This window comes from Achromobacter sp. D7-1 (assembly GCF_059760445.1).
Map to the genome: position 1 here is coordinate 1 of NZ_JCBAMT010000010.1, position 20,408 is coordinate 20,408.

Consider the following 20,408-nt stretch of genomic DNA (forward strand, 5'->3'; position numbering starts at 1 on the left):
GTCAGCGATATGTCGCTGACGGCCTTTTTTCATTGGTCGGGGCGGTGGGATTCGAACTCACGACCCTCTGCTCCCAAATTAGAAACGCACGAACGTCAGCGAACGTCGGCGAACGAATAACCGACTGATTCATAAGGCTTTATCCAAATTTCCTTGTTCGTCGACGTTCGCTAATGTACGCTGACAGCCGCAAAAATGTTGTCCCATATGTTGTCCCATATGGCGCTTGAGACAGAAGAACGGAGAGATTCGAGGAAATATGACGAGATACCCAAAACGCGGAAAAGGTGCGCGGTGGACCGTCAAAGAACTGGAAGCGGTGCCGGCGGAATGGGCCGGTGATCACCTGGCCGATGGAGACGGCCTGACTGGGGAGATCCGCATTCAGCGCGGCACGATGGCCGTGGTGTGGCGATACGCATATCGCATGGGCGACAAGGTAAAGAGATTCTACTGCGGCTCATGGCCGGAACGCACACTCGACGAGATCCGCTCCGCCAGGAACAAAGCGCGGGCGGACATTAAGGCGGGCCGCAATCCGTCAGCCGTCCGCGACTTGGAAAAAGCCCAGGTGCGGGAAGCTATGGCAGCTGAATCTGCCGCTGTAACCGCCGCTGAAGAAGAGGCCACGACCGACGCCCTTTCGTTCCAGGAGATGTATAAAAGCTGGCTGGAATCGGGAGTGAAGCGAGCAGATGGCAACACCGAAGTGAAGCGCATCGTTGAAAAAGACGTGCTTCCCTTGATCGGTGATACTCCCGTGCGATCAATTCGCGAGAAGGATATTGAGCGAGTGATCCGCTCGATTGTCGGCCGCGGATGCAATCGGCTTGCCGAGGTGACCTACCAAATACTGGGCCAGATGTTCCATTGGGCAGAAAAGCGCCAACCATGGCGAAAGCTGCTTTCGGAAGGAAATCCGGTTGAGCTGGTTGAGCTCGGGGTGCTCCTGGCGGACGATTACGACCCGGATAACGCTCGCGAACGCGTTCTCCCGCCTGTCGAGATTGTCGAGCTCCAGACTCGATACCGCGAGTTGGAGGAGCAGTATCTCGCTTCAGATGACAAGCGAAAGAGGAAGCCTCCATCCAAGGCGTTGCAGGCAGTTTCCTGGATCTGTTTGAGCACGCTATGCCGGATAGGGGAACTGCACCTAACCGAAATTACGCATCTCGATCTCCGAGAAGGTACGTGGTTCATTCCCAAGGCGAACGTCAAGGGCAGAAAATCACAGAAGCGCGACCACCTGGTCTTTCTGTCACCCTTCGCAGTCAAGCATTTCGAGACCCTTGTCAGCCTGGCAGGATCATCCCGCTGGCTCCTACCTTCGCGCGACAATGATGACGCTGGGGTAGACCAACCGATGTACAAGCAGGCCTTTACTAAGCAAATCAAAGATCGGCAAGCCATGTTCAACGGAAAGCCCAAAGCACGCCGCGCTTCGGATAACTCCCTGGTGCTCGGCAAAGGCCAAAACGGCAATTGGACGCCTCATGATTTACGGCGAACGGGGTCGACCATCATGGAGTCACTGGGAATCGATCCAAACATCATCGACCGCTGCCAAAATCACGTCATTCACACGGGCAAGAACCGTGTCAGGCGGCACTACCAGCTCTACGACTACGCCGACGAGAAGCAAGCAGCATGGGCGAAGCTCGGCGACTATTTGGAAAGACTGCTGACGGGAGCCGTGGCGCCAGCCGAGCTTCAAAAGCGGCTAACCGCCAAGCAACTACTCGCGGCGTAAAAAAGCCGAAGACCGTTCGGTCTTCGGCTGTTGGACGCAGGCGGGCAAGCCTAGATCAAGCCCATCTTGGCCATAGAATGGCCGCTACCTGCCGCCACGATCACGTGGTCGACCAATGTCACATTCACCAGAGCCACGGCTTCCTTCAAGCGCCGCGTAACCTCAACGTCCGCCCTGCTTGGCTGCGACGAACCCGAGGGATGGTTGTGGGCAATCAAGATGGAATGCGCGTTGTGCCGAATAGCCGCCTTGACGACCTCGCGTGGATACACGCTCGTCTCAGACAGCGTGCCTCTGAACATTTCCTCGAAGGCTATCATTCTCAATTGCGCATCAAGGAACATTACGCCGAACACCTCGACGTCCGACAGCGCCAGCCGCGTCACGATATAGTCGATGGCGGCGGATGGCTTGGCCACTGGCAAGCGACTACCCAGCGCGCCCTCCAATTGCTGCGCAGCCGCACGTAGGAGCTCTTCCGGGGTTGCGGCTCGATAGAGGCCGCCCGCCTCGCGTACAACCGGGGCGCCCTGGACATCCTGCGGCACCTGCCTTTCTCCTGCCCATGCACTACTGAAACTTAGTTGCATTGCTCTCTCCAATAGCAAGGGTTGCCTACCAACCCATTAATGATCGGTCGTCAACACAGGGGGGTGCCAGAACTGGGCCACTCGCCATGCGCAGTCCGCTCTTGCCAATGGACATTGGGCTATACCTAGAGGTCAGACCCAAGAAGCCAGCGTTCCCGGGAACGCCATTTGCTGACTTGACTCGGTTCCAATTTCTCAAAGGAGCCGTCATGTCTGACGATCTCAATAACCGCGGCCCGCAAGACCGCGCTCGCGTGAACGTCAATGAGGCTCACGAGCTCAAATATTGGACGCGCGAACTCGGCGTCACCGAAGACAAGCTTCGGCAGGCTGTAAAGGAAGTAGGCGTTTCCGTCGACGCGCTCCGTAAGCACTTCTCGTAGCCCCCACGCTGAGGCAACGCATCTCCCGGGCAGCGCCAACAAAAGGCGCATTGGCCAGCCGGACTACGGCAATTCGAAAAATGAGCCGCTCTCCCCCGGACCGCGAGAAGTCGCCCACCCTTCCAGGCGTTCCCGCTGACGTGTTCCCTTCCTTGCGCCCCCAACTTGCCACCTTGGTAGATCGGATCCCCAGTCGGGGGGACGATTGGCTCTACGAAGTCAAGTTCGATGGCTATCGCATGCTGGCCCGTATAGAGGCACGGGACGTCCGACTGCTCACGCGCAACGGGCATGACTGGAGCAGTAAAGTGCCGCATCTGGTGGAGGCGCTCCGTTCCATAGGGGTAGCGTCCGCCTGGCTGGATGGTGAAATAATAGTTTTGAGCGAACGAGGGGTGCCGAGTTTCCAGGCCCTACAGAATGCCTTCGGCGGCCGAGGCTTGGAAGAAATCGTTTTCTACGCATTTGATCTGCCATACGTGGCAGGACGCGACCTTCGCGCCGAGCCATTGCGGCTTCGCCGTGAGCTTCTCGAAGAGTTGGTGGAACGGGCAGCCGACCCCCGCATACGCTTCAGTGAGGCATTCGACGCCCCCCCCCTTCGGCCCTGATCTCCTCAGCGTGCAAGCTGGGCCTTGAGGGCATCATGGCGAAGCGACTGTCATCGCCGTATTCATCCCGCAGGACAGACAATTGGGTGAAGATCAAGTGTGCCCAGCGGCAGGAGTTCATCATTGTTGGCTACACACATCCAGCGGGGAGCCGTAGTAGCTTCGGCGCCCTGCTGTTAGCCGTTAACGACGACAGGGGCGGTCTACGTTACGCCGGCAGTGTAGGGACTGGATTCGACGATCGAACTCTGACGAACATCATGCGGCAGCTTACCCCGCTAGAGCGATCGGATACCCCACTGAGTTTTGGGTCGCCCAGTTCCAGACAGTCGATTAGGTGGGTGGATCCCAAGCTAGTCTGCGAGGTCTCTTTCTCCGAATGGACGGCGGGCGGCCATGTCCGGCACGCCACATTCCGTGGCATACGGTCCGACAAGCCGGCACGAGACATCTCTCGGGAGAGCTCGGTCGCAGCTTCGCAGGTCGAAAATAAGAAGCCAACTAACTTGCCAACGTCAAGCGCAGGCGCCCGGCCTGTCCGCGGCAAACGCCTGGGATCACTCTCCAACCCAGAACGCGTTATTGACAGTTCGACTGGCTTGACCAAACTGGACCTGGCACGGTACTACGGACTGGTCGCACCGCTGCTTCTTGAACATCTAGCAGGGCGCCCCGTCTTCTTCGTTCGCGCACCAAGCGGAATCGACGGGCAACTCTTTTTCCAAAAGCACCTCGATGCACCGATTCCCGGAGTAACCGCCCTCCCTGAACATTTGCATCCTGGCCATCCTCCCTTGCTCGAAGTGCCGAGCGAGGACGCGATCATATTTGCCGCTCAGATGAATGTCGTAGAGTTTCACTCTTGGAATGCCGTCAAGGGCTCAATCAGTAGGCCTGATCGGCTCATCCTCGACCTGGACCCCGGGGAAGGCGTTCCATGGGCGACAGTAATTCAAGCCGCCGAACTGGTGAGAGTACTCTTAAAAGAGATCGGCCTGAAGGGATGGCTCAAGACCAGCGGAGGAAAGGGGCTCCACGTCGTCGTGCCGCTGCGCAAGCAATACGATTGGGACACGGTTAAAGGCTTTTCCCACGCGATGGTGCGCCATTTGTCGCAGACGCTGCCACAACTGTTCGTTGCTAAGAGCGGGCCCAAAAACCGAATAGGCAAAATCTTCGTCGATTACCTTCGCAACGGATTTGGCGCCACGACCGCTGCGGCGTGGTCCGCAAGGGCGCGGCCGGGACTCGGTGTCTCCGTGCCGATCTCATGGGAAGAACTGCCACAGCTGTCCAGTGGGGCCCAATGGACTATCACCAACGTGGCCGACCGCCTGGACATCGGTAACGCACCTTGGGATGCTGCAACGCCCCAGGCCTTGGCTGGGCCGATGAAGGCGCTGGGATTCCGGTAAAGCGTCCACGCGTCCCACAGAATGGCCGAGCCACGACGTTGCCCCGGGCGATCCAGGGCGGGTCGATTATCGGGCTTAGCCTGCGCCCAGCTCTTTTTCCATTCGGGCCAACTGAACCATTGCTCGCATGTCCTCTTCCGTAGGCGTCGGCAGCGCGAAGTCATAGCTGTACTCGGGTGCATAGGAGCCGGTGAACATCTCCACGGTCCCCTCTGGCTTCGACCCGAGAGAACGGAATCCGTTCGCGAGATGCCACTCGACAGCCCCGGGCGTGGCGAACGAATGGAAGTCGCTCCCCCCGCGCCGAGCCTCTTCCATCAACCGTCGGCCAATGCCTCTCCGTCTGTAGGGCTCGGCTACCCAAAGAGCGTCAAGCCGTCGAATTTCCCGCTTGGAAGTCCTGGTGGTGAGCATGAGGGCAACGTGGTGGCCGGGCTCAAACCCCGCTACATACAAACGCGAGTGCCCATAGCCGATCATCAGCTGAGCTTGGCGAATCTGCATGAACCGGTGCTCGGGCGTCCAATCTAGCGCTTTGGCCATTTCAAGCGCGTAGAAGCCCACCAGGCAACCTTGAGCGATAGGATCCGCTCCCAAATCGCGCACAACCTTAACTCGAAGAGGAAGATCAACTGGCGTGTTCATTTCTGCGTCCCGATAGTGTGTTGCCATATGTTAACCATTCGCGAAGCCATCCCGCGCGCTTGGCGACAGCGCGATCTGCTCCCGACCTGGCGCCGGACCTGCGAATCCATGTTCAATCGCTTTGGCGACAGCAGTTTTCGCTTGCTGTAAGAGCGCAGATGTAAGGGCGCTAATCTCCCGGTTGACTGTCCAAGCCCGTCAGTGCCACATCAATAGCGGGAGAGCGTCTTTACGCCTGTTTGAAAGCTGCCGAACGTTCGAGAAGCTCCCGACGGCGACGGTCGGTGTCCTCGTTAAGTTTTCTCCGAGTCCCGAAGAACAACCTTGCCGCTTCGATATCGGCTCGCAGCTCGTCCGCTGTGGGCGGCGTCGCGTCGGCATCCGCCGCGGTGTCATGCGCTGCGAAGTGGGAGCAGCGCGCCATTGCCTCGTGGAGCGCCACATATTCCTCGTCGCTCAGCGTTACAGCCCGGAGCCGTTGCGTCGACACACCTGGCCGAAAGCGAACCACCGTTTCGCACAAAATCGTCTCCTCCACCCCACGCTCCCAGGTCTCGCGCAAACGCCCATATCCGGTGCGGACAAGATTTTCGCTACGTTCGACTTCTCCGGCATCAAGAGCGCCATCAGCCTCCGTCGCCATCTTCTTGATGCGCTCCAATCGCTCGTTCACCTTGATCCCGGCAAAGGGAAGCTCAGGAAAAACCAATCCCGCGCGCTGTCTGACGCGCCGGACGCTCATCGCGCTCGCCTCAACTTTTTGGACGCTGGCCTCATCGGCCAAATGAAGCGCAAATGGCAAGTCGTGAGTGAATACGATCACCTGTCTCTTCGACGCTTCTTGAACGAGTCGGCGTGCGACCCTTTCACGATGCGCGTGATCGAGCGACGACATCGGATCGTCGAAGATAATCGCGCCATGTCCTTCCACCAACGAAACTTCTGCCATAAAGCTGGCAAGTGCAAGCGCTCGTTGCTCGCCCTCACTAAGGACTTCGCCCACCCGTTCTCCGCCAGAAGTGTCAAGCTTCACCTGCTGCTTTGCCTTTCCCTTTTCCATTCGCGTGGTGTTGCGAATCGGCACATGACCTACGCCCATCGCTGCGCACTCGCGGGCAAAAGCCGCCTCCGCTTCGGCGGACAGCGCCTCGGCGTGAAGCGCGCTCATCTTTTTCGAAATGGGCATCGAATCCGCTGATCGATACGCAGCTTGAAGCTTTTTCTTCAGCGTTAGGTCATCCGCGATCTGGATGATCTGCGCGAGCCGTCCCGAGAGGCCTTGCCTCGACCTCAAGTCGGCGAGCGCTTGCTCGCTCTTCTTGCGCTCGTCCGCCGCCGCGAGCTTGTCAAAGCGCGCGGCCTCGTCCTCGATGGTGCGGGACAAATCGCGTAGCACGGCGGAATGCGAAACGATCGTCGGCACCACAGCTTCAAAACGTTCGGCCGCCCATGCTTCGGCGAGCGCGGCCTGCCTGCGCGACAAGCAGTCGCCCGCTAGTTGCAGGGCGTCGCGCGCGCCGGGCTTGGCCTGCTCGATCTCACTCAGAAGCGCATGGTCTGCTAGCAGCGCAGCCGGATCGACCGAGGCGATGGCAGAAAAGGCGGCGCTGGCTTTGGTCCTGGCGGCCTCCGCGAGCTTCTGCCCCTCTCGCTCGACAAAAGTCTCAAAGCGTCGCATGCGCTCGGCAGCAGCAGCGGCGAGTTCTTGCTGACACAGCACACATCGGCCCCCATCAACGTGCGGAAAATGATGCTCAGGGTAAGCCAACATCGTGGAATAGTCGCGCGCGGCGCTCAGCAGTTCGCGCCAAGGGGCTGATCCAGTCCCAGGCAGCAAGCCTCCCTCCGCCGCGAAAGCTTCGGCCGCGAACCGCGCTGCAGTTTCCGCGGCGACAACTGCTACCCCATGCTCAATCGCGGCTGCCGCCATTTCATCGGAAAGCGCGGCCTCGCACCGCTCCCACCGGGTCGCCAGACCATCAATGCGCGCCTTCTTGCCTCGAAGATCGGTCGCGCGCGCGGCGGGATTCGCTTCGGCAACTTCCGTCGCCAATCTCTGAATTTCCGCGACTTCCGCTTCAGACAGCGTGGCTAGCTCCGTGAGTTCCCTTCGATACGCCGAAAGGTGGGCGCGCTTTTCGAAGTCCGCAAGCAAACGGCCTGCCGCATGGTCACCCATAAGGTCGGCAAAAGAAGCGGTCGACGCATGAATTCCATTGATTTCCAATTCGAGCCGAGTGCGAAGCGTCCCGCACAAGGTCGCGAGCTTAGCGAGAACATCGAGGCCGCGTGGCGTGTATGCTACCTCGCCCTCCGCGTCGGTGAAGGCGCGCGCGCACTGGCTATCAAACACGGCGATCGTCGCCAACTCCGCAGGGGAAGGTGAGCCTTGTCGCCAAAAAAGCGTTTCCGGGTCAGGGACGCCCTGGCGCTGCACCAGGATCTCAGCGCTCGGGTTCGCTGCCCCTGCGTCGGCGAAAACGTCACCCAATATAGGCCCTCCGGTCGCTCTCGCTCGGCACGCCTTGCGCAACACGCGAGAATATCCCGATTTTCCCGCCCCGTTGTGACCATAGACAACCGTCACGCCGATCGGCGAGAACAGGATCGCCTGCTCTGCGGCAATGGCGTTCACCCCCCGCAAGTTGCGCAGCTCCAAAAGGGTGATTGTCGTCGAGGCGGCGTCGCCCACCGGGAGCAGATCGCGGGTGAGGGGCTGGGCGACAAGGCCGGCAGGATCATGAATGCCTGCGTGCGCTTTCGCCAAAGCGACGATTTCGCCAATATCGCCTTCATCGATTCGGCCATTTATGACTAACCGGCGGGCGGCATCAGAAAGCCACGGCTGTTGCGTCTCGATCCAGTCGGCAATGCGTGCGAAAACCATGAGGTATGTCTCCCGGCCTATGTGTCGCGGCGAGTATAGCTCTCGCAAACCGGGCGCGTTCCGCAGGCGGCTTTCTATTCTGTATGGGGCATGGCCGATAGCTCCGTCTTACATCCGCTTGGCGCCCTTTTCCTGAATACGCGTCGCCTTATCGAACCGACTCATGCTCGACAGCATGCAGTGTGCCTTCAGGAATAACCGCCAGTCATCGCGGGTGAACTGGCTGCCCTGTTCCGGGCGCGCCATAGCATTGGAACTCGACTCTCCTTAACAGGTAGTCGCTAGACGAAGTTCCGTTGTGCCTGGAAATCTGACGAGCGTGGCTTGCTTGATCAACCGACCGACATGGGTCGGGTGCGGTCTGTCATCAAGGACGGCTCCCGGCCAAAAGCGGAACTCCAACACGGCAGAAGAATACAGACACTGAGAATGGCGGATAACCCCGACAGAGGTCCTTGGGTACGGTGATCGACCGGTCAACCTCAGCATGTGTACGATTGGTGGGTCCTTCCACCTGATCTGCCGCCGTCATTTCAGAAACTGCATATTCAAGCCCATGAATATCTGCCAGTCCGGCTGCCCCGACCCGCGGCTAGCCACGGAGAACTGAGGCTCTATGAAAACGTTGTAGACCGTTTTGTCGCGCTTGATCACCTGTCCGATGCCTATGCCCAACGGCACGCTATAGCCATTGTTCTTTAGGTTGTATGTCCAGATAGGCGCCGCCCGCAGATACGTGCCGCCTCCAAGCTGATACATTCCGAACGGCTGAAAGGCAACGAAGTTGTCGTCCTCGCGGCGGCTCGACCCGGCGAAGCTGGCCTGCCACGAAAGCAGATAGCCATACTGAAACCGCCGAGAACTGGCGTCGAACAGCACGTTGACCAAGCCGGCTGACCACTTCTCGCTACCCACCTCCTTCTTGATCGCGGTCGGCGCCGTTATCTGCGGACCGAACCCGAAACTGACGGCTGGATTGGCTGTATCGAATAAATAGGCGGTGAAAATGTTCAAGTCGCCCATTCCCGTTTCGTGGTGATTGCCGATCGGCATCGTATTGACTGGCAACGAGGCTCGAAGCAGCCATCTGGTCTGTGAGATTGAAAAGGGTTGCGCGTAGCGCAGCCAGAATTCGTTTGCGTCTTGACTCGTCCCTGTCACCCGGCCGATGTAGTAGTTTTGAACGTTGAACGCAGTCATGTTGGCCAGTGGGTTATTGGCTTGTGCAGCAGCATCGTCCGCGCCGTCTTCCGATTGTGCCGTTCCAGTTATCGTCATTGCAACGACGACCGACACTGCGGGCTTCAAAAGTATCTTCATGCCGTTCACCCCAAGTAATTCGGTGCAAATCCGAGATAACTGGAATACACGCAAAGGCCTGCGCTACGGCTGTGCTCGCCCCTGGGTCGGGGGGGGAAACGGAAGCGAACAACAACTGAAGTACTTTCAACGGATCGAGCCGTTGTACGCTTCCGGGCTTGATAAGGCGCCGTCCCTTTACATCAAGGGCGGCCAGCCGCAGCAATGACGATCTCGACGCGCCGGTTCTTGGCCCTGCCTTCGGGCGTCGCGTTACTTGCAACCGGTCGCGCTTCCCCAAACCCCTGTGCCGAAATCGAGCTGGATGGCACCCCCTTGGACGTCAAGTAGCGCACCACTTCATCAGCGCGGGCGGATGACAGTTCGAGGTTGGACGGAAAGCGTGATCGCAGTTCCGGGCCGATGGGCTCGGTATCGGTAAACCCTTCGACGACCACCTGTTGACCCGGCAGGTTGGACAACGTGGGAGCTATCTTTGCCAGCGTCTGCTCGCCCTTCTGACTGAGCCGCCACCCGCCTTCCGGAAACAGGATCTCGTTCACCATCGTCACTTTCAGTTCATTCTGCATTTGCGTAATCCTCACCTGATCGGCGTTCAACTCAGTCGATAGCCTCTGGTTCAGGGCTTGATACTCGGCGGCCAACTGCGCCTCTTTGTCGTAGGTCTTCTTGGTTACGCAACCCGAGACCGCCAGCACCACGCACAGCACCAACGTCATTTTGTGAAATCGCATTTTGATTCTCCGCCAGGTTGTTTTCCGGCAGAACGAGGCGGCGCCTCGTTCTGCCCATGTAGTGCTTGAGAATGCCGATGTCAGTTGCCGGACGGCAGCGACAGTTTGAAGCCGTCTTTGGCCAGGCTTTCACGGATGTACTGGAAGCGCTGGTACTGGGACAAGGTCATCGGCCCGTCATAGCCTTCGCTCTGCATCTTGCGCGGCGGGTAGTCGATATAGGTCTTCATCAGCGGAGCGACTGCGTCGTTGATCATGACCATCGTCCAGGTCCGTTCCGTGACGTTGCTCATGAAGATGTCGTAGCGCTCCTGGGGATCGGCCCACAGATCGAATACCTGCGGCACGGTCGCGACGTAGGACTCCGCGCCCTTCCACCCGAGGTTCGTGTCCACCGCCAGTCCGCCCGTTACCGCACCGTCGTCACCGCGCAGATTGAACACCGCCTTGTAGTTGGCGACGCGCACCGCTCCGGGCGACAACTCGTTCTCGGTGAAGTAGAACCAGGACTTGCGGTCGCACTTTCCGGTGCCGAAAAGGACGGGCGACATGTCGTAGCTGTCGAAGATGATCGGCTTGTTTTCGCGATCATTGGTCGGCAGCTTCACGCCGGCGATGGCAGCAAACGTCGCCATCAGGTCCAGCCCGCCCACTAGGCTGTGATCCTTCGCGCCGGCAGCGATCTTGCCGGGCATCCAGGCAATTGCGGGAACGCGGTTGCCGCCTTCGCGCACCGTGCCCTTGGTGCCGCGCAGCGGGGTGTAGCCTGCATCGGGGTAGACGTCCTGCCAGGCGCCGTTGTCCGTCGTGTAGAACACCAGCGTGTTCTTGTCCAGGCCCAGCTCCCTGATCTTGTCCATGATACGGCCGATGCGCGCGTCCAGCTCCACGACCGAATCCGCATATTTGCTCTTGGACATGGACTTATGGATGTAGTCCGGATCCGGGAGGTTCGGTTGGTGCACCTTCATGAAGTTGATGCTCATGAAGAACGGCTGCTCGGACTTGGCGTTGCGGTCCAGGTAGTCCAGCGATGCCTTTTCCACGTAGCGATCAAAGAAGGGTATCCCCACGACGCCTTCACGCCCGTTCACCATCGGCGTATCGACATACTGGCCATTTATCTTGAATTCCTCGCGCGGCTTTTCCCCGGCGTTGCCGGACAGCGCGCCCTTCGTGACTCGCTGGAACATTTCACGGACGTCGGCGGGCATGTCGGGGAACCACGTGGGATCCGCATAGGTGTAGGCGTTCAGGTGATACAGCCCGGCGTACTTCATCTCGTCGTAGCCCTGGGCGTTGGGCAAGGCATAGTCCGCTTCGCCCAAATGCCACTTGCCAGTAAAGAACGTCTTGTAGCCCGCCGTCTTCAAGACCGACCCAAGTGTCCATTCCGCCGCGGGCAGGCCGCCGCCCTGGCCTTGGAACGCCACCGTCGTCATGCCGCTGCGGTTTGGTATGCGGCCGGTCTGCATGGCGGCCCGGCCTGGCGTGCAACTGGGTTGCGCGTAGAACGAGAAGAAGGTCATGCCTTCGGTAGAAAGCCGGTCGATGTTGGGCGTTGGCATGCCGCGCCCGATGCCTCCGCCATATGGGCCAAGGTCGCCCAAGCCGGTGTCGTCTGACACGAGAAGGATGATGTTGGGTTTGCGTTGGTCTTGGGCAGCCGCAGGTGCACATGCTGCCGCTCCCAGGATCAGCGCCGCAATACCGCAAGAAAGAGTTCGTTTGGTTGCCATCTTCAACACTCCACTGTGAGAGAGTTCAATCAACCGCACGAAGCTGCAAACCGTGCGGTTCACATTGGCCTACGTACTGGGAAGTTCAAGCCTTTTGGGGCATGCCGCCCGAGGACTCGAACCGCACTAATTTTCATCTTCCTTACGATCGTGTCAACGGAAATCTCGTGCGCGCACTTGCCATTGCGCGTCCCTGGTCCGTATGGACCGGCGCATCCGCACCACGCGTCGAATCAGGCGCTTAACGATGGCCCGTGGGTTGCGCGTGTAGATGCGTCGCGGCCCCGCGGGTCGCCTACTGCAGCTAACTTCGAGCCTGATCATGGTCCACCCCAGGGGGGACGTCACGCCGGCTCCCAGGCGTCGCGGCACCACGTGCCCGGTTCAATTGCACTAGCGCAGATGCGTTTTGCCCGGACGCCGCATCCGTGCTTATATTTTCGAGCCTCGTCGCGGGACGGCGCTTTGGGACAGCACGCCTGCCTTCAACGTCCATAGCGCATTCAGCCATAGGCCACCTGCGAGGGCTTCAGCGCTGTATAAACTTTGTTGTCGAGACGTTGCGGCTCGAGTTCCGCGACGGAGAAAGCTCGTGAAAAAACAAGCAAAAATCGGGTTGGCGTTGATGGGCGTACTAGGCGCGACGGCCGCGATCGGCGCCTACGTGGCGGTGTCGACGGCTCCAGCGGGCGCACCAGCCATCAAGCTTGGGGACGGCAGGCGCGGCCCGGCGGACATGGCGTGGATCGCGGGCGACGAATTTCTCATGGGCAACGACCATCAGATGTCGCAGCCCAACGAGCGCCCCGCACACAAAGTGCGCGTCAGCGGATTCTGGATGGACGTGAACGACGTCACGAACGCGCAGTTCCACCGCTTCGTCGAGGCCACCGGGTACGTCACGACGGCGGAACAGAAGCCGACTTGGGAAGACCTGCGCGTCCAGTTGCCAACTGGCACGCCCCGTCCGGACGACAGCGTCCTGCAGGCGGGAGCCATGGTGTTCGTCGGCACGGAAACCGAAGTCTCGCTGCGCGACTATTCGCGCTGGTGGCGCTTCGTGCCCGGCGCCAACTGGCGGCATCCTCAGGGCCCGGACAGCAATATCGACGGCAAGGATGATCACCCTGTCGTGCAGGTCTCGTATGCGGATGCACAGGCCTACGCCAAATGGGCGGGCAAGCGGCTGCCTACCGAGGCCGAGTGGGAGTTTGCCGCGCGCGGCGGGCTGGAGCAGGCCACCTACAGCTGGGGCAACGAACTGCTCCCGCAAGGCAAGCCCATGGCGAACATCTGGGACACCCGGCAGCAAGAGCCGTTTCCGGTCGTCAAGGACGAAAAGGTGCAGGTTGGCACAACCCCGGTTCGCAGCTTCTCGCCCAACGGGTATGGCCTGTACGACATGGCCGGCAACGTCTGGCAGTGGACGGCCGACTGGTACCGCGCGGACGCCTTCAAGGTCCAGGCGCAGTACCGGCAGCCGCCCCAGGACCCCGCCGGCCCGGCCGACAGCTTCGACCCGGATGACGGCGGCACGCCCGTATCGGCGCCCAAGCGCGTCACCCGAGGCGGTTCCTTTCTGTGCAGCGACACCTATTGCATCAGCTACCGGGCCAGCGCAAGACGCGGCACCGATCCTCTCAATCCCATGTCTCATATCGGTTTCAGAACAGTCATGACGCCGCAGCAATGGAAGGCAGCGCAGGCGGCGCAACAAAGCGTCGCCAGCCGCTGAGTGTTCGCTACGCTTGCACGGGGCGGATAGTTGCCGCCGGACTGGTATGACTGGCGCGCCATCGGCAAATCCGGGAGAATGTCTTGCAGCCTTCAATCGAAAACCAACTTTTGCGGCGGCTGGCATGGATATGGCTCTGCCTCCTGTTCCTGTTGGCCGGATGCGCCGGGCCGGACCGCCAGAAGCAGGCCGAACTGGCGTCCTGGACCGACGGACCGTCCAGCACCGCCATCGTCGCCTTCGTGAAAGCAGTCACCGAGCCCGGCAGCCCGGACTTCGTGCCGGTCCACGACCGCATCGCCGTTTTCGACAACGATGGCACGCTGTGGAGCGAGCAGCCCATGTACTTCCAGGTGATGTTCTCCCTGGACGAGGTGCATGCGCTGGCGCCGTCCCATCCTGATTGGTACAGCCGGCAGCCCTTCATGGCGGTTTTGCAGGGCGACCAGGCCGCCGTCGCCAAGTCTGGCGAGCGCGGCCTGATGGAAATCGTGGTCGCCACCAATACCGGCATGACGATCGATGAGTACCATCAACGTGTCGACCAATGGCTGCAGACGGCGCGCCACCCCCGCACCAAATTGGCGTACAACAGCATGACGTATGTGCCGATGCGTGAACTGCTGGATTATCTGCGCGCGCACGACTTCAAGACTTACATCGTGTCGGGCGGCGAGACCGAATTCATGCGCCCCTGGACGCAGAAGGCCTATGGCATCCCGCGGTCGCAGGTGATAGGAAGCGGCGTCGAGACGCAGTTCCAGGCCGACGGCAACGGCTTCGAACTCATGCGCCTGCCCAAGCTGTCGTTCAACGACGACGGCCCGGGCAAACCGGTAGCCATCCAGCGCTACATCGGACAACGCCCGATCTTCGCGTTCGGCAATTCGGACGGCGACCTGCAGATGCTCCAGTGGACCACCACCGGCCCGGGCAAGCGTTTTGCCGGCATCGTCCACCACACCGACGCCAACCGCGAGTGGGCATACGACAGAAATTCCCACGTCGGCCGACTGGACAAGGCCTTGGACGAGGCGCGCGCCAAGGGCTGGACTGTAGTCGACATGGAGAAGGAGTGGAAGCGCATCTACGCGCGGGAGTGGCAGTGAAAGGTCTTTTGCTGCTGCCGCGCCGTTGGGTGGTCGAGCGCAGTTTAGGTTGGGCAATCGCTTCAGGCGTTTGATGCGGGACTACGAATGCTTGCCGGAAGCGGACGGCTACCAAGGTCTGCAACCGGCCCGTAGCGGTATTAATGCAACGTCAGTACGCAATAGCTGGCAGCGGCTTAGTGGCGCGACTGACTCCCGCGAGCGATGCTACTCTGCCGAGAATCATCTGCGTATGGGAGAGGGCATGGATCGAATTGCTGACTGCTATTTGAGATTTGCAAGAATCGAGGCGGCGGGTCGCTCGCCTTGTACGAAAAAATGGGCGTTGCATGTCGCGAATTCGTTTGACGCACGCAACATGTTGACCTCGCGTTGCGTCTGGATTAGCAACGAAAGTCCATTGGTTTTTCCACAATTCGTGCCCGCGGCCACGCCGCAACCGTCCGGCATGTTCCTGTTATGTGCCGATGGCCATGCGTTGGCCTGGACGGATCCTCATGGTGCTGCGCTGCAATGGCTGTGATTCAGCGATTTCTTCGCTACCCGCCGTCGGAATCTTCGCTATCAAGAGACGCAAGAGACCGCTTTGGGTCGCCCTCGGCCGTTCGACAAGGACTGCTCCCGGCCATGAGCGGAAGTTCGCTTTGATCCAGTATCTCCTCAACCCGATTTCCCGTGGCGGCAGCGGCCTCATCGCATACCTCTTCCCTCTGCTTTCGCAGTCTCTAGTGAAAGAGAGAAATAAAGTCGGTCGCAGTTTTTGGCAGGATGCTCCCGAGTCCAAGCAAGAGCGAGCCTGCAGGCGAAGGAACGAGCCCCGGAAGTAAGCAGCCCACCTCCAGGGCTTCACCGGAAATTAGGCCATGATTGGAAGTCAGTCACCGTGCCGCAGCGTTGCAGAACCGCTGCCCTCCCCCGGCTTCGCGCCGTGCCTAGAGCGTCCGCCGGGGCACGCACATTTCGCAGACAGACGTGCCCCGGACGGTGATCGTCAGCCCCGCGCGCTATCAGTTATGCACGATGTGCAGGGGCCATGGTCGGTCCCGAAAACCAGAAGCACGCACCGCCCTCGTCGGCGTGCCTGTGAACCGCGGTGAGTGCCAGCGCCGTGCTTAAAAGACTGCGGCTCGCGATCAGGGTGCGAAATCTCTAGGTCCTCGCGACGAACGGACGGCCCGATCAAAGGGGCCTATTTCAACGCCACAACCCCAGGTGGTTTCCACGTTCCTGCGCCAGCCGGCAGGATTGAAGGCGGCGACTCCTTGGGCCAATACAAGCGCATCACGAGGTAGACGGTGTCATTCGGCGCAGGCAGCCAGTTGGCTTCGAGCGCCTTGCCGGGCGAATCCTTCTGGATGTAGAGCGTGAGCGAGCCGTCGGCATTCTTTTTCATCGTCGGCACCATCGGCGAATTGATGAGATACCGGTTGATGGGGTTCTTGATCAGAAGCTGACTCTTGCCGTCGTACATGGTCACCGACCAGAACGCGTTGACAGGGGGAAGCTGTCCGGCAGGGAAGGTGATTGTGTACTTGTGTTTGCTGGTGTCGATGATCTCGCCGGTCGCCGTCACGCGGGTGATGGGATACATGGCTTCGACGTCATCGTTTCCGTAGACGCCGGACTTGGCGCCGGCAGCGCGCTTCAGCCAGTCGCCCTTGTAGTAGGTACGATCGCCAAAGAACGAACCGATGTTCCAGCCATTGACATTCTTCACCCCGGTGGCCACGAATTTTTCTATCTTCTCTTCGCCTTCCTTCATGGCTAGCAGGACGGCAGCCTTGTGTTCGAGTGAAAGATCCTTGAACTCGAAAGTCTTGCCCGGGCCAATGCCGATGCGCGCGAGCCTGGCCCGAAGCTCCCTGTCTTCCGGTGTCATGGGAACGTACTGAAGCGCAGCATCCAGATACTCGAAGTAGTTCTGCTTGATCCCGGCAGTGGTGGCCGGCAGGAACTTGAGGGGCGGCGCGGCCGGCGGCGCTGGTTGCTTCAGAAATGCGGAAAGCGGCTGGGCCTTGTAGCCTGCCTGCACGTTTTCGACGTTCTTGATGTCCTTGGGGTTGAAGAGCTGGGTGCGGATAAGCGCGAGCGAAAACGGGGTTGTCGAGGTGAATACCTTCTTGATATTCGCGGGCTTCTCGCCCTTCCAGTCCGGTCCCACGACCATGTAGTTGCCCGGCGCGTTGCCGGTGGCGCGAGTGCCGATGTAGCCGTAGTTGTACGTGTTGCTGTCTATCAGTTGAACTGCGTAGTAGCGCCGCTTCTCCACGGCAGGCACCGAGATCACCATCGGCTCCGCGCGCAGGTCCAGCCAAACAAAGGAGTAGGGCGTGTCGCTGTTGGGCGTGACGATCGCCGTATCCTGATAGGTGGCGACGTGGTGCTGGTTGTTTATCTTATTGAAGGGTGCCTTGAACTGGCTGGACTTCGAGTCCACCGCGAACTCGTACATCACTGCGTAATTCATCACGATGGGCAGGCCGTAGATGAAGGCTTCCTCGGCAATGGCTTTCGTTTCGGCGATGCTAGGTGCAGCGATGCCTGCGGCCTTGTCCACTTGGGCCGCCTGCGAAACCGGGTCGCCTTTTTTTGCGCAGCCGCTTGCTAGCGCAAGCGTGATGGCGATGATCGCGACGCCTTGCCAGAGGCGGGGTGGTTCGTGTTGGGACGTTGGTATGTACATGGGCTTCCTTTGTGCTTGAGCGGGATGAAACGGAAGGCTTGCTCCGTTACATGGGAAACATCAACTGCACTTGGAGACGCAATGACCAACGGGGGGGTTATCTGGCCGCTCGACGTTGTAGTAGGCCGATGCCTGCAGGTTCACGCGCAGTTTCCGAGCAGCCTTTGCAAGCTCCTAGTTTCTTTCCTGCGCTTGTACCGCCATGGGTGAGAGCGCCGCCGTGAAAATTGCGACGTGCAAGCTGTGCCGCATGAAACGGAATTGCATTGCGCATCCTCCGTGAAATCGGGCATCCCGTCAGTGAGTTGGATTGGAGCGATGATGACGGGTACGAGGCGATGCTGACATAAGCGCAAACACCTATGCGCCAAAAAGCAACAAATGCGAGCTGACCGAACCAGGAGGTAGCACCCAAACTAAAGATGCATCGGCATTGCCCTTTCGGACAGTTGCCAACCCATTGGGACCGCGGCCATCATAGCGCGAGTCGCTGCAACGGCGCAGCGATCATGATTTTCAAATAACAAGGTCAATCATGAATACTGAATCTCATTCACTCGTGAAATGGGCCGCGATCGCCACTGCCATGGTCGCTTTGACGGCAGGCGGCGCCAGCAAGAACGTTGCTACCGCACAGCCCTTCAAGATGACGACACCTATCGCGCCGGGCGTCGCCGTGCCGAATAAGATAGATTCGTCGATCGGAACCCTGAACCTCGATTACGGCTATCCGTCGACCGAAACTGTCGACAAGATCTACGACAACCTGGATCGTTCCCGGGCGCTCCAGGCCTATTTGCTGGCGATCCCGATTGTCAACCAGGCCGGCATGCGCGAGTCGCTGCGCACGTTCGGACCCGACAACCAGACGAATGTGATCTGGGAAAATCTGATGGATTCGAAGACCGTCGCGTTGACTGGCAACGACAATACGATCTACAACTTCATGTGGATCGATACGAGGAAGGGTCCTGTGGTGGCCGAGATTCCGCCTAAGGTGCTCGGAGTGGTCGACGACTTCTGGTACAAGTGGGTGGGCGACATCGGCATTACCGGAGCCGACAAGGGCGAGGGCGGCAAGTACCTCCTGTTACCGCCCGGATTCAACGGCGATATTCCAGCCGGGTATCACGTCTTGCGGCCGAGCACCTTCGGCAGCTACCTCGTCTTTCGCTCTTTTCTCGTAGACGGCGCCACCCAACCTGCGGTCGAATCGGCCAAGAAGAACCTGCGCCTTTATCCCTTGGCCGAAGCCGCGAGCCCGTCCAAAATGAAGTTCGTCAATGCCTCCGGCCTCCCAGCGAACTTCGTCGCACCGGGTGATTATTCGTTCTGGACCTTGCTGAACCAGGTCATCCAGGAAGAGCCGGCGGAGGGTTCCGATCCCACCACCCTGGGCCTGTTCGCCTCGATTGGCATCGTCAAGGGCAAGCCCTTTGCTCCCGATGAGCGGATGAAGATGATCCTTACCGATGCCGCCAACATCGGCGCGGTGACGGCACGCACCATCGCCTTCAAGATTCGCCCGAAGGATGCGTATTTCTATCCGGACAGTGGGTGGCGCCTGCCGTTCCTGGGCGGCTACAAGTTCGAGTCTGCGCCCGGAGTCAGCAACCTGGATGGTGCCGTCTTCTACTACTACTTTGCCATCGCCGTAACGCCGGCGATGGAGGAGAAGATGGTGGGCCGAGGGTCGCAGTATCCCTGGTCGGTCCAGGATGCGAAGGGCAACCCGTTGGATGGCGGCAAGAACTACAAGCTGCGCCTGCCGCCCAATGTCCCGGTCAAGGATTTCTGGTCGATCATCGTCTACGACAACCAGACCCGCTCGATGGTGCAAACCGACCAAAAGGCCCCGAGCGTCAGCAGCCAGAGTAAGGGCGTTAAGACCAATGCGGACGGCTCGGTGGATGTCTACTTCGGACCGAAGGCCCCGGCGGGAATGGAGAACAACTGGGTGCAGACGATTCCGGGCAAGGGCTGGTTCATGCTCCTGCGCCTTTATGGTCCGCTGGATCCGTGGTTCAACAAGACGTGGCGGCCGGGCGAGATTGAGCTGCAGCCCTGATCGACGCCGACAGGAAGCTGGTCAGGAACTCAACGGCGGTCCGCGAACGGGCCGTCGTTATTCTGGTGCGCCCAGCATGGGCGCACGACGAGAAGAAGGCCGCGAAAATGATCCCCTCAAGAATGTGCGACGTTGCAGGGGCTTTGGTAAAAACTGGGCAACAAAGCTCGACGTTCTCGTTGCGAATGACTTTGTTCCACCCCAACCGACTTTATTTATCGTTTTCACTAGTGTGTTGCAACGACCGGTTGAATGCACAGTCGAAAGCGCAGATAGTGACAAAAGTGGGCCCCAAAATTTCGGGGCCCAATGAGGTATCAATTAGTGAAAACATACCATTATCGCTAGTTAGCCATGAACGCCAATCGACTGCATTCGGCCAGTTTGAGTCAGTCGCCCTCCCTTCAACCAAGGACCAAGACGGCCGCGATCAGACATCCGCTGGTCGGGCGCGCGTGACTTGCTCCCAGGGTTTAGCACCGTGAAGATGTAGCGCCCGTTTCAAGGAGGAACGGTCATGGAGGAGCGATTTACCGAAGAATAGACCATCCGCGTCCTGAAGGAGGCCGAGGCAGGCCTAAAGCCCGACAGAGCTCTGCAGCAAACATGACCTCTCGGAGCCCACTCCCCTTAACTGGCAGGCGAAGTCGCTGCGAAACGGCACCGTCGGACGTACCCTCCGTTGGGCGTCGAGGCGATTGAAGCGAGCCGTGGTGAAACTCCAGTTTCCCACTCTACT

General features: G+C 59.7%; 15 protein-coding genes and 1 pseudogene. 9 read left to right on the forward strand and 7 right to left on the reverse strand.

Translation table 11 applies throughout. The annotated features are described in order from the left end of the window. Positions 1 to 259: 259 nt before the first annotated feature. Positions 260 to 1,750, forward strand: a complete 1,491-nt coding sequence (locus AC6LKD_RS06460) for a tyrosine-type recombinase/integrase (RefSeq protein ID WP_498115564.1) — start codon at positions 260 to 262, stop codon at positions 1,748 to 1,750. Between the two features lie 50 nt (positions 1,751 to 1,800). Here AC6LKD_RS06460 and AC6LKD_RS06465 read toward each other — a convergent pair whose 3' ends face one another. Continuing rightward, complete coding sequence (locus tag AC6LKD_RS06465; protein ID WP_498115565.1) at positions 1,801 to 2,340, reverse strand: JAB domain-containing protein; 540 nt, start codon at positions 2,338 to 2,340, stop codon at positions 1,801 to 1,803. 209 nt (positions 2,341 to 2,549) lie between these two features. Between AC6LKD_RS06465 and AC6LKD_RS06470 the strand changes: the two genes are divergently transcribed. From AC6LKD_RS06470 to ligD, 3 genes are all read left to right on the forward strand, one after another. Then, positions 2,550 to 2,723: a DUF3606 domain-containing protein gene (locus tag AC6LKD_RS06470; RefSeq protein WP_498115566.1), complete on the forward strand. Its 174-nt coding sequence runs from the start codon at positions 2,550 to 2,552 to the stop codon at positions 2,721 to 2,723. Positions 2,724 to 2,803: 80 nt separating this feature from the next. Then, complete coding sequence (locus tag AC6LKD_RS06475; RefSeq protein WP_498115567.1) at positions 2,804 to 3,334, forward strand: ATP-dependent DNA ligase; 531 nt, start codon at positions 2,804 to 2,806, stop codon at positions 3,332 to 3,334. A gap of 35 nt (positions 3,335 to 3,369) precedes the next feature. Beyond that, on the forward strand, positions 3,370 to 4,749 hold the full coding sequence (ligD, locus tag AC6LKD_RS06480; protein WP_498115568.1) for a DNA ligase D: 1,380 nt from the start codon (positions 3,370 to 3,372) through the stop codon (positions 4,747 to 4,749). 75 nt (positions 4,750 to 4,824) lie between these two features. On the opposite strand, the gene AC6LKD_RS06485 is transcribed toward ligD, so the two are convergent. The 5 genes from AC6LKD_RS06485 to AC6LKD_RS06505 all read right to left on the reverse strand — a co-directional run bounded on the left by AC6LKD_RS06485 (position 4,825) and on the right by AC6LKD_RS06505 (position 12,074). Continuing rightward, positions 4,825 to 5,394, reverse strand: coding sequence for a GNAT family N-acetyltransferase (locus AC6LKD_RS06485; protein WP_498115569.1), 570 nt, complete (start codon positions 5,392 to 5,394; stop codon positions 4,825 to 4,827). Between the two features lie 229 nt (positions 5,395 to 5,623). Further along, positions 5,624 to 8,281 carry an AAA family ATPase gene (locus AC6LKD_RS06490; RefSeq protein ID WP_498115570.1) on the reverse strand — a complete coding sequence of 886 codons (2,658 nt, stop codon included), beginning with the start codon at positions 8,279 to 8,281 and terminating at the stop codon, positions 5,624 to 5,626. 528 nt (positions 8,282 to 8,809) lie between these two features. After that, a complete protein-coding gene (locus AC6LKD_RS06495; protein WP_498115571.1) occupies positions 8,810 to 9,601 on the reverse strand; it encodes a hypothetical protein in 792 nt (263 codons plus the stop codon). 182 nt (positions 9,602 to 9,783) lie between these two features. After that, the gene (locus AC6LKD_RS06500; protein ID WP_498115572.1) at positions 9,784 to 10,335 is read right to left on the reverse strand and encodes an OmpA/MotB family protein; all 552 of its coding nucleotides are present in this window, start codon (positions 10,333 to 10,335) and stop codon (positions 9,784 to 9,786) included. 80 nt (positions 10,336 to 10,415) lie between these two features. Further along, positions 10,416 to 12,074 (reverse strand): arylsulfatase, encoded by a 1,659-nt coding sequence (locus AC6LKD_RS06505; protein ID WP_498115573.1) that lies wholly within the window; start codon positions 12,072 to 12,074, stop codon positions 10,416 to 10,418. Between the two features lie 592 nt (positions 12,075 to 12,666). Here AC6LKD_RS06505 and AC6LKD_RS06510 point away from each other — a divergent pair. The 4 genes and pseudogenes from AC6LKD_RS06510 (at position 12,667) to AC6LKD_RS06525 (ending at position 15,441) form a co-directional block, all read left to right on the forward strand. Then, positions 12,667 to 13,809 (forward strand): formylglycine-generating enzyme family protein, encoded by a 1,143-nt coding sequence (locus AC6LKD_RS06510; RefSeq protein ID WP_498115574.1) that lies wholly within the window; start codon positions 12,667 to 12,669, stop codon positions 13,807 to 13,809. A gap of 83 nt (positions 13,810 to 13,892) precedes the next feature. Continuing rightward, complete coding sequence (locus tag AC6LKD_RS06515) at positions 13,893 to 14,918, forward strand: HAD family hydrolase (RefSeq protein ID WP_498115575.1); 1,026 nt, start codon at positions 13,893 to 13,895, stop codon at positions 14,916 to 14,918. Between the two features lie 2 nt (positions 14,919 to 14,920). Beyond that, positions 14,921 to 15,006 (forward strand): annotated as a pseudogene (locus AC6LKD_RS06520) (IS5/IS1182 family transposase); the annotation flags it as partial. Positions 15,007 to 15,162: 156 nt separating this feature from the next. Continuing rightward, a complete protein-coding gene (locus AC6LKD_RS06525; protein WP_498115645.1) occupies positions 15,163 to 15,441 on the forward strand; it encodes a hypothetical protein in 279 nt (92 codons plus the stop codon). 666 nt (positions 15,442 to 16,107) lie between these two features. Here AC6LKD_RS06525 and AC6LKD_RS06530 read toward each other — a convergent pair. Then, positions 16,108 to 17,601, reverse strand: a complete 1,494-nt coding sequence (locus AC6LKD_RS06530; RefSeq protein WP_498115576.1) for a DUF1254 domain-containing protein — start codon at positions 17,599 to 17,601, stop codon at positions 16,108 to 16,110. A gap of 535 nt (positions 17,602 to 18,136) precedes the next feature. Here AC6LKD_RS06530 and AC6LKD_RS06535 point away from each other — a divergent pair. Continuing rightward, on the forward strand, positions 18,137 to 19,669 hold the full coding sequence (locus AC6LKD_RS06535) for a DUF1254 domain-containing protein (protein ID WP_173144374.1): 1,533 nt from the start codon (positions 18,137 to 18,139) through the stop codon (positions 19,667 to 19,669). Positions 19,670 to 20,408: the final 739 nt, after the last annotated feature.

Bases quoted from the DNA above. Each gene is read 5' to 3' on its own strand.
- AC6LKD_RS06460 (WP_498115564.1), top strand. From the start codon at position 260: ATGACGAGATACCCAAAACGCGGAAAAGGTGCGCGGTGGACCGTCAAA.
- AC6LKD_RS06465 (WP_498115565.1), bottom strand. From the start codon at position 2,340: ATGCAACTAAGTTTCAGTAGTGCATGGGCAGGAGAAAGGCAGGTGCCG.
- AC6LKD_RS06470 (WP_498115566.1), top strand. From the start codon at position 2,550: ATGTCTGACGATCTCAATAACCGCGGCCCGCAAGACCGCGCTCGCGTG.
- AC6LKD_RS06475 (WP_498115567.1), top strand. From the start codon at position 2,804: ATGAGCCGCTCTCCCCCGGACCGCGAGAAGTCGCCCACCCTTCCAGGC.
- ligD (WP_498115568.1), top strand. From the start codon at position 3,370: ATGGCGAAGCGACTGTCATCGCCGTATTCATCCCGCAGGACAGACAAT.
- AC6LKD_RS06485 (WP_498115569.1), bottom strand. From the start codon at position 5,394: ATGAACACGCCAGTTGATCTTCCTCTTCGAGTTAAGGTTGTGCGCGAT.
- AC6LKD_RS06490 (WP_498115570.1), bottom strand. From the start codon at position 8,281: ATGGTTTTCGCACGCATTGCCGACTGGATCGAGACGCAACAGCCGTGG.
- AC6LKD_RS06495 (WP_498115571.1), bottom strand. From the start codon at position 9,601: ATGAAGATACTTTTGAAGCCCGCAGTGTCGGTCGTCGTTGCAATGACG.
- AC6LKD_RS06500 (WP_498115572.1), bottom strand. From the start codon at position 10,335: ATGCGATTTCACAAAATGACGTTGGTGCTGTGCGTGGTGCTGGCGGTC.
- AC6LKD_RS06505 (WP_498115573.1), bottom strand. From the start codon at position 12,074: ATGGCAACCAAACGAACTCTTTCTTGCGGTATTGCGGCGCTGATCCTG.
- AC6LKD_RS06525 (WP_498115645.1), top strand. From the start codon at position 15,163: ATGGATCGAATTGCTGACTGCTATTTGAGATTTGCAAGAATCGAGGCG.
- AC6LKD_RS06530 (WP_498115576.1), bottom strand. From the start codon at position 17,601: ATGTACATACCAACGTCCCAACACGAACCACCCCGCCTCTGGCAAGGC.
- AC6LKD_RS06535 (WP_173144374.1), top strand. From the start codon at position 18,137: ATGAATACTGAATCTCATTCACTCGTGAAATGGGCCGCGATCGCCACT.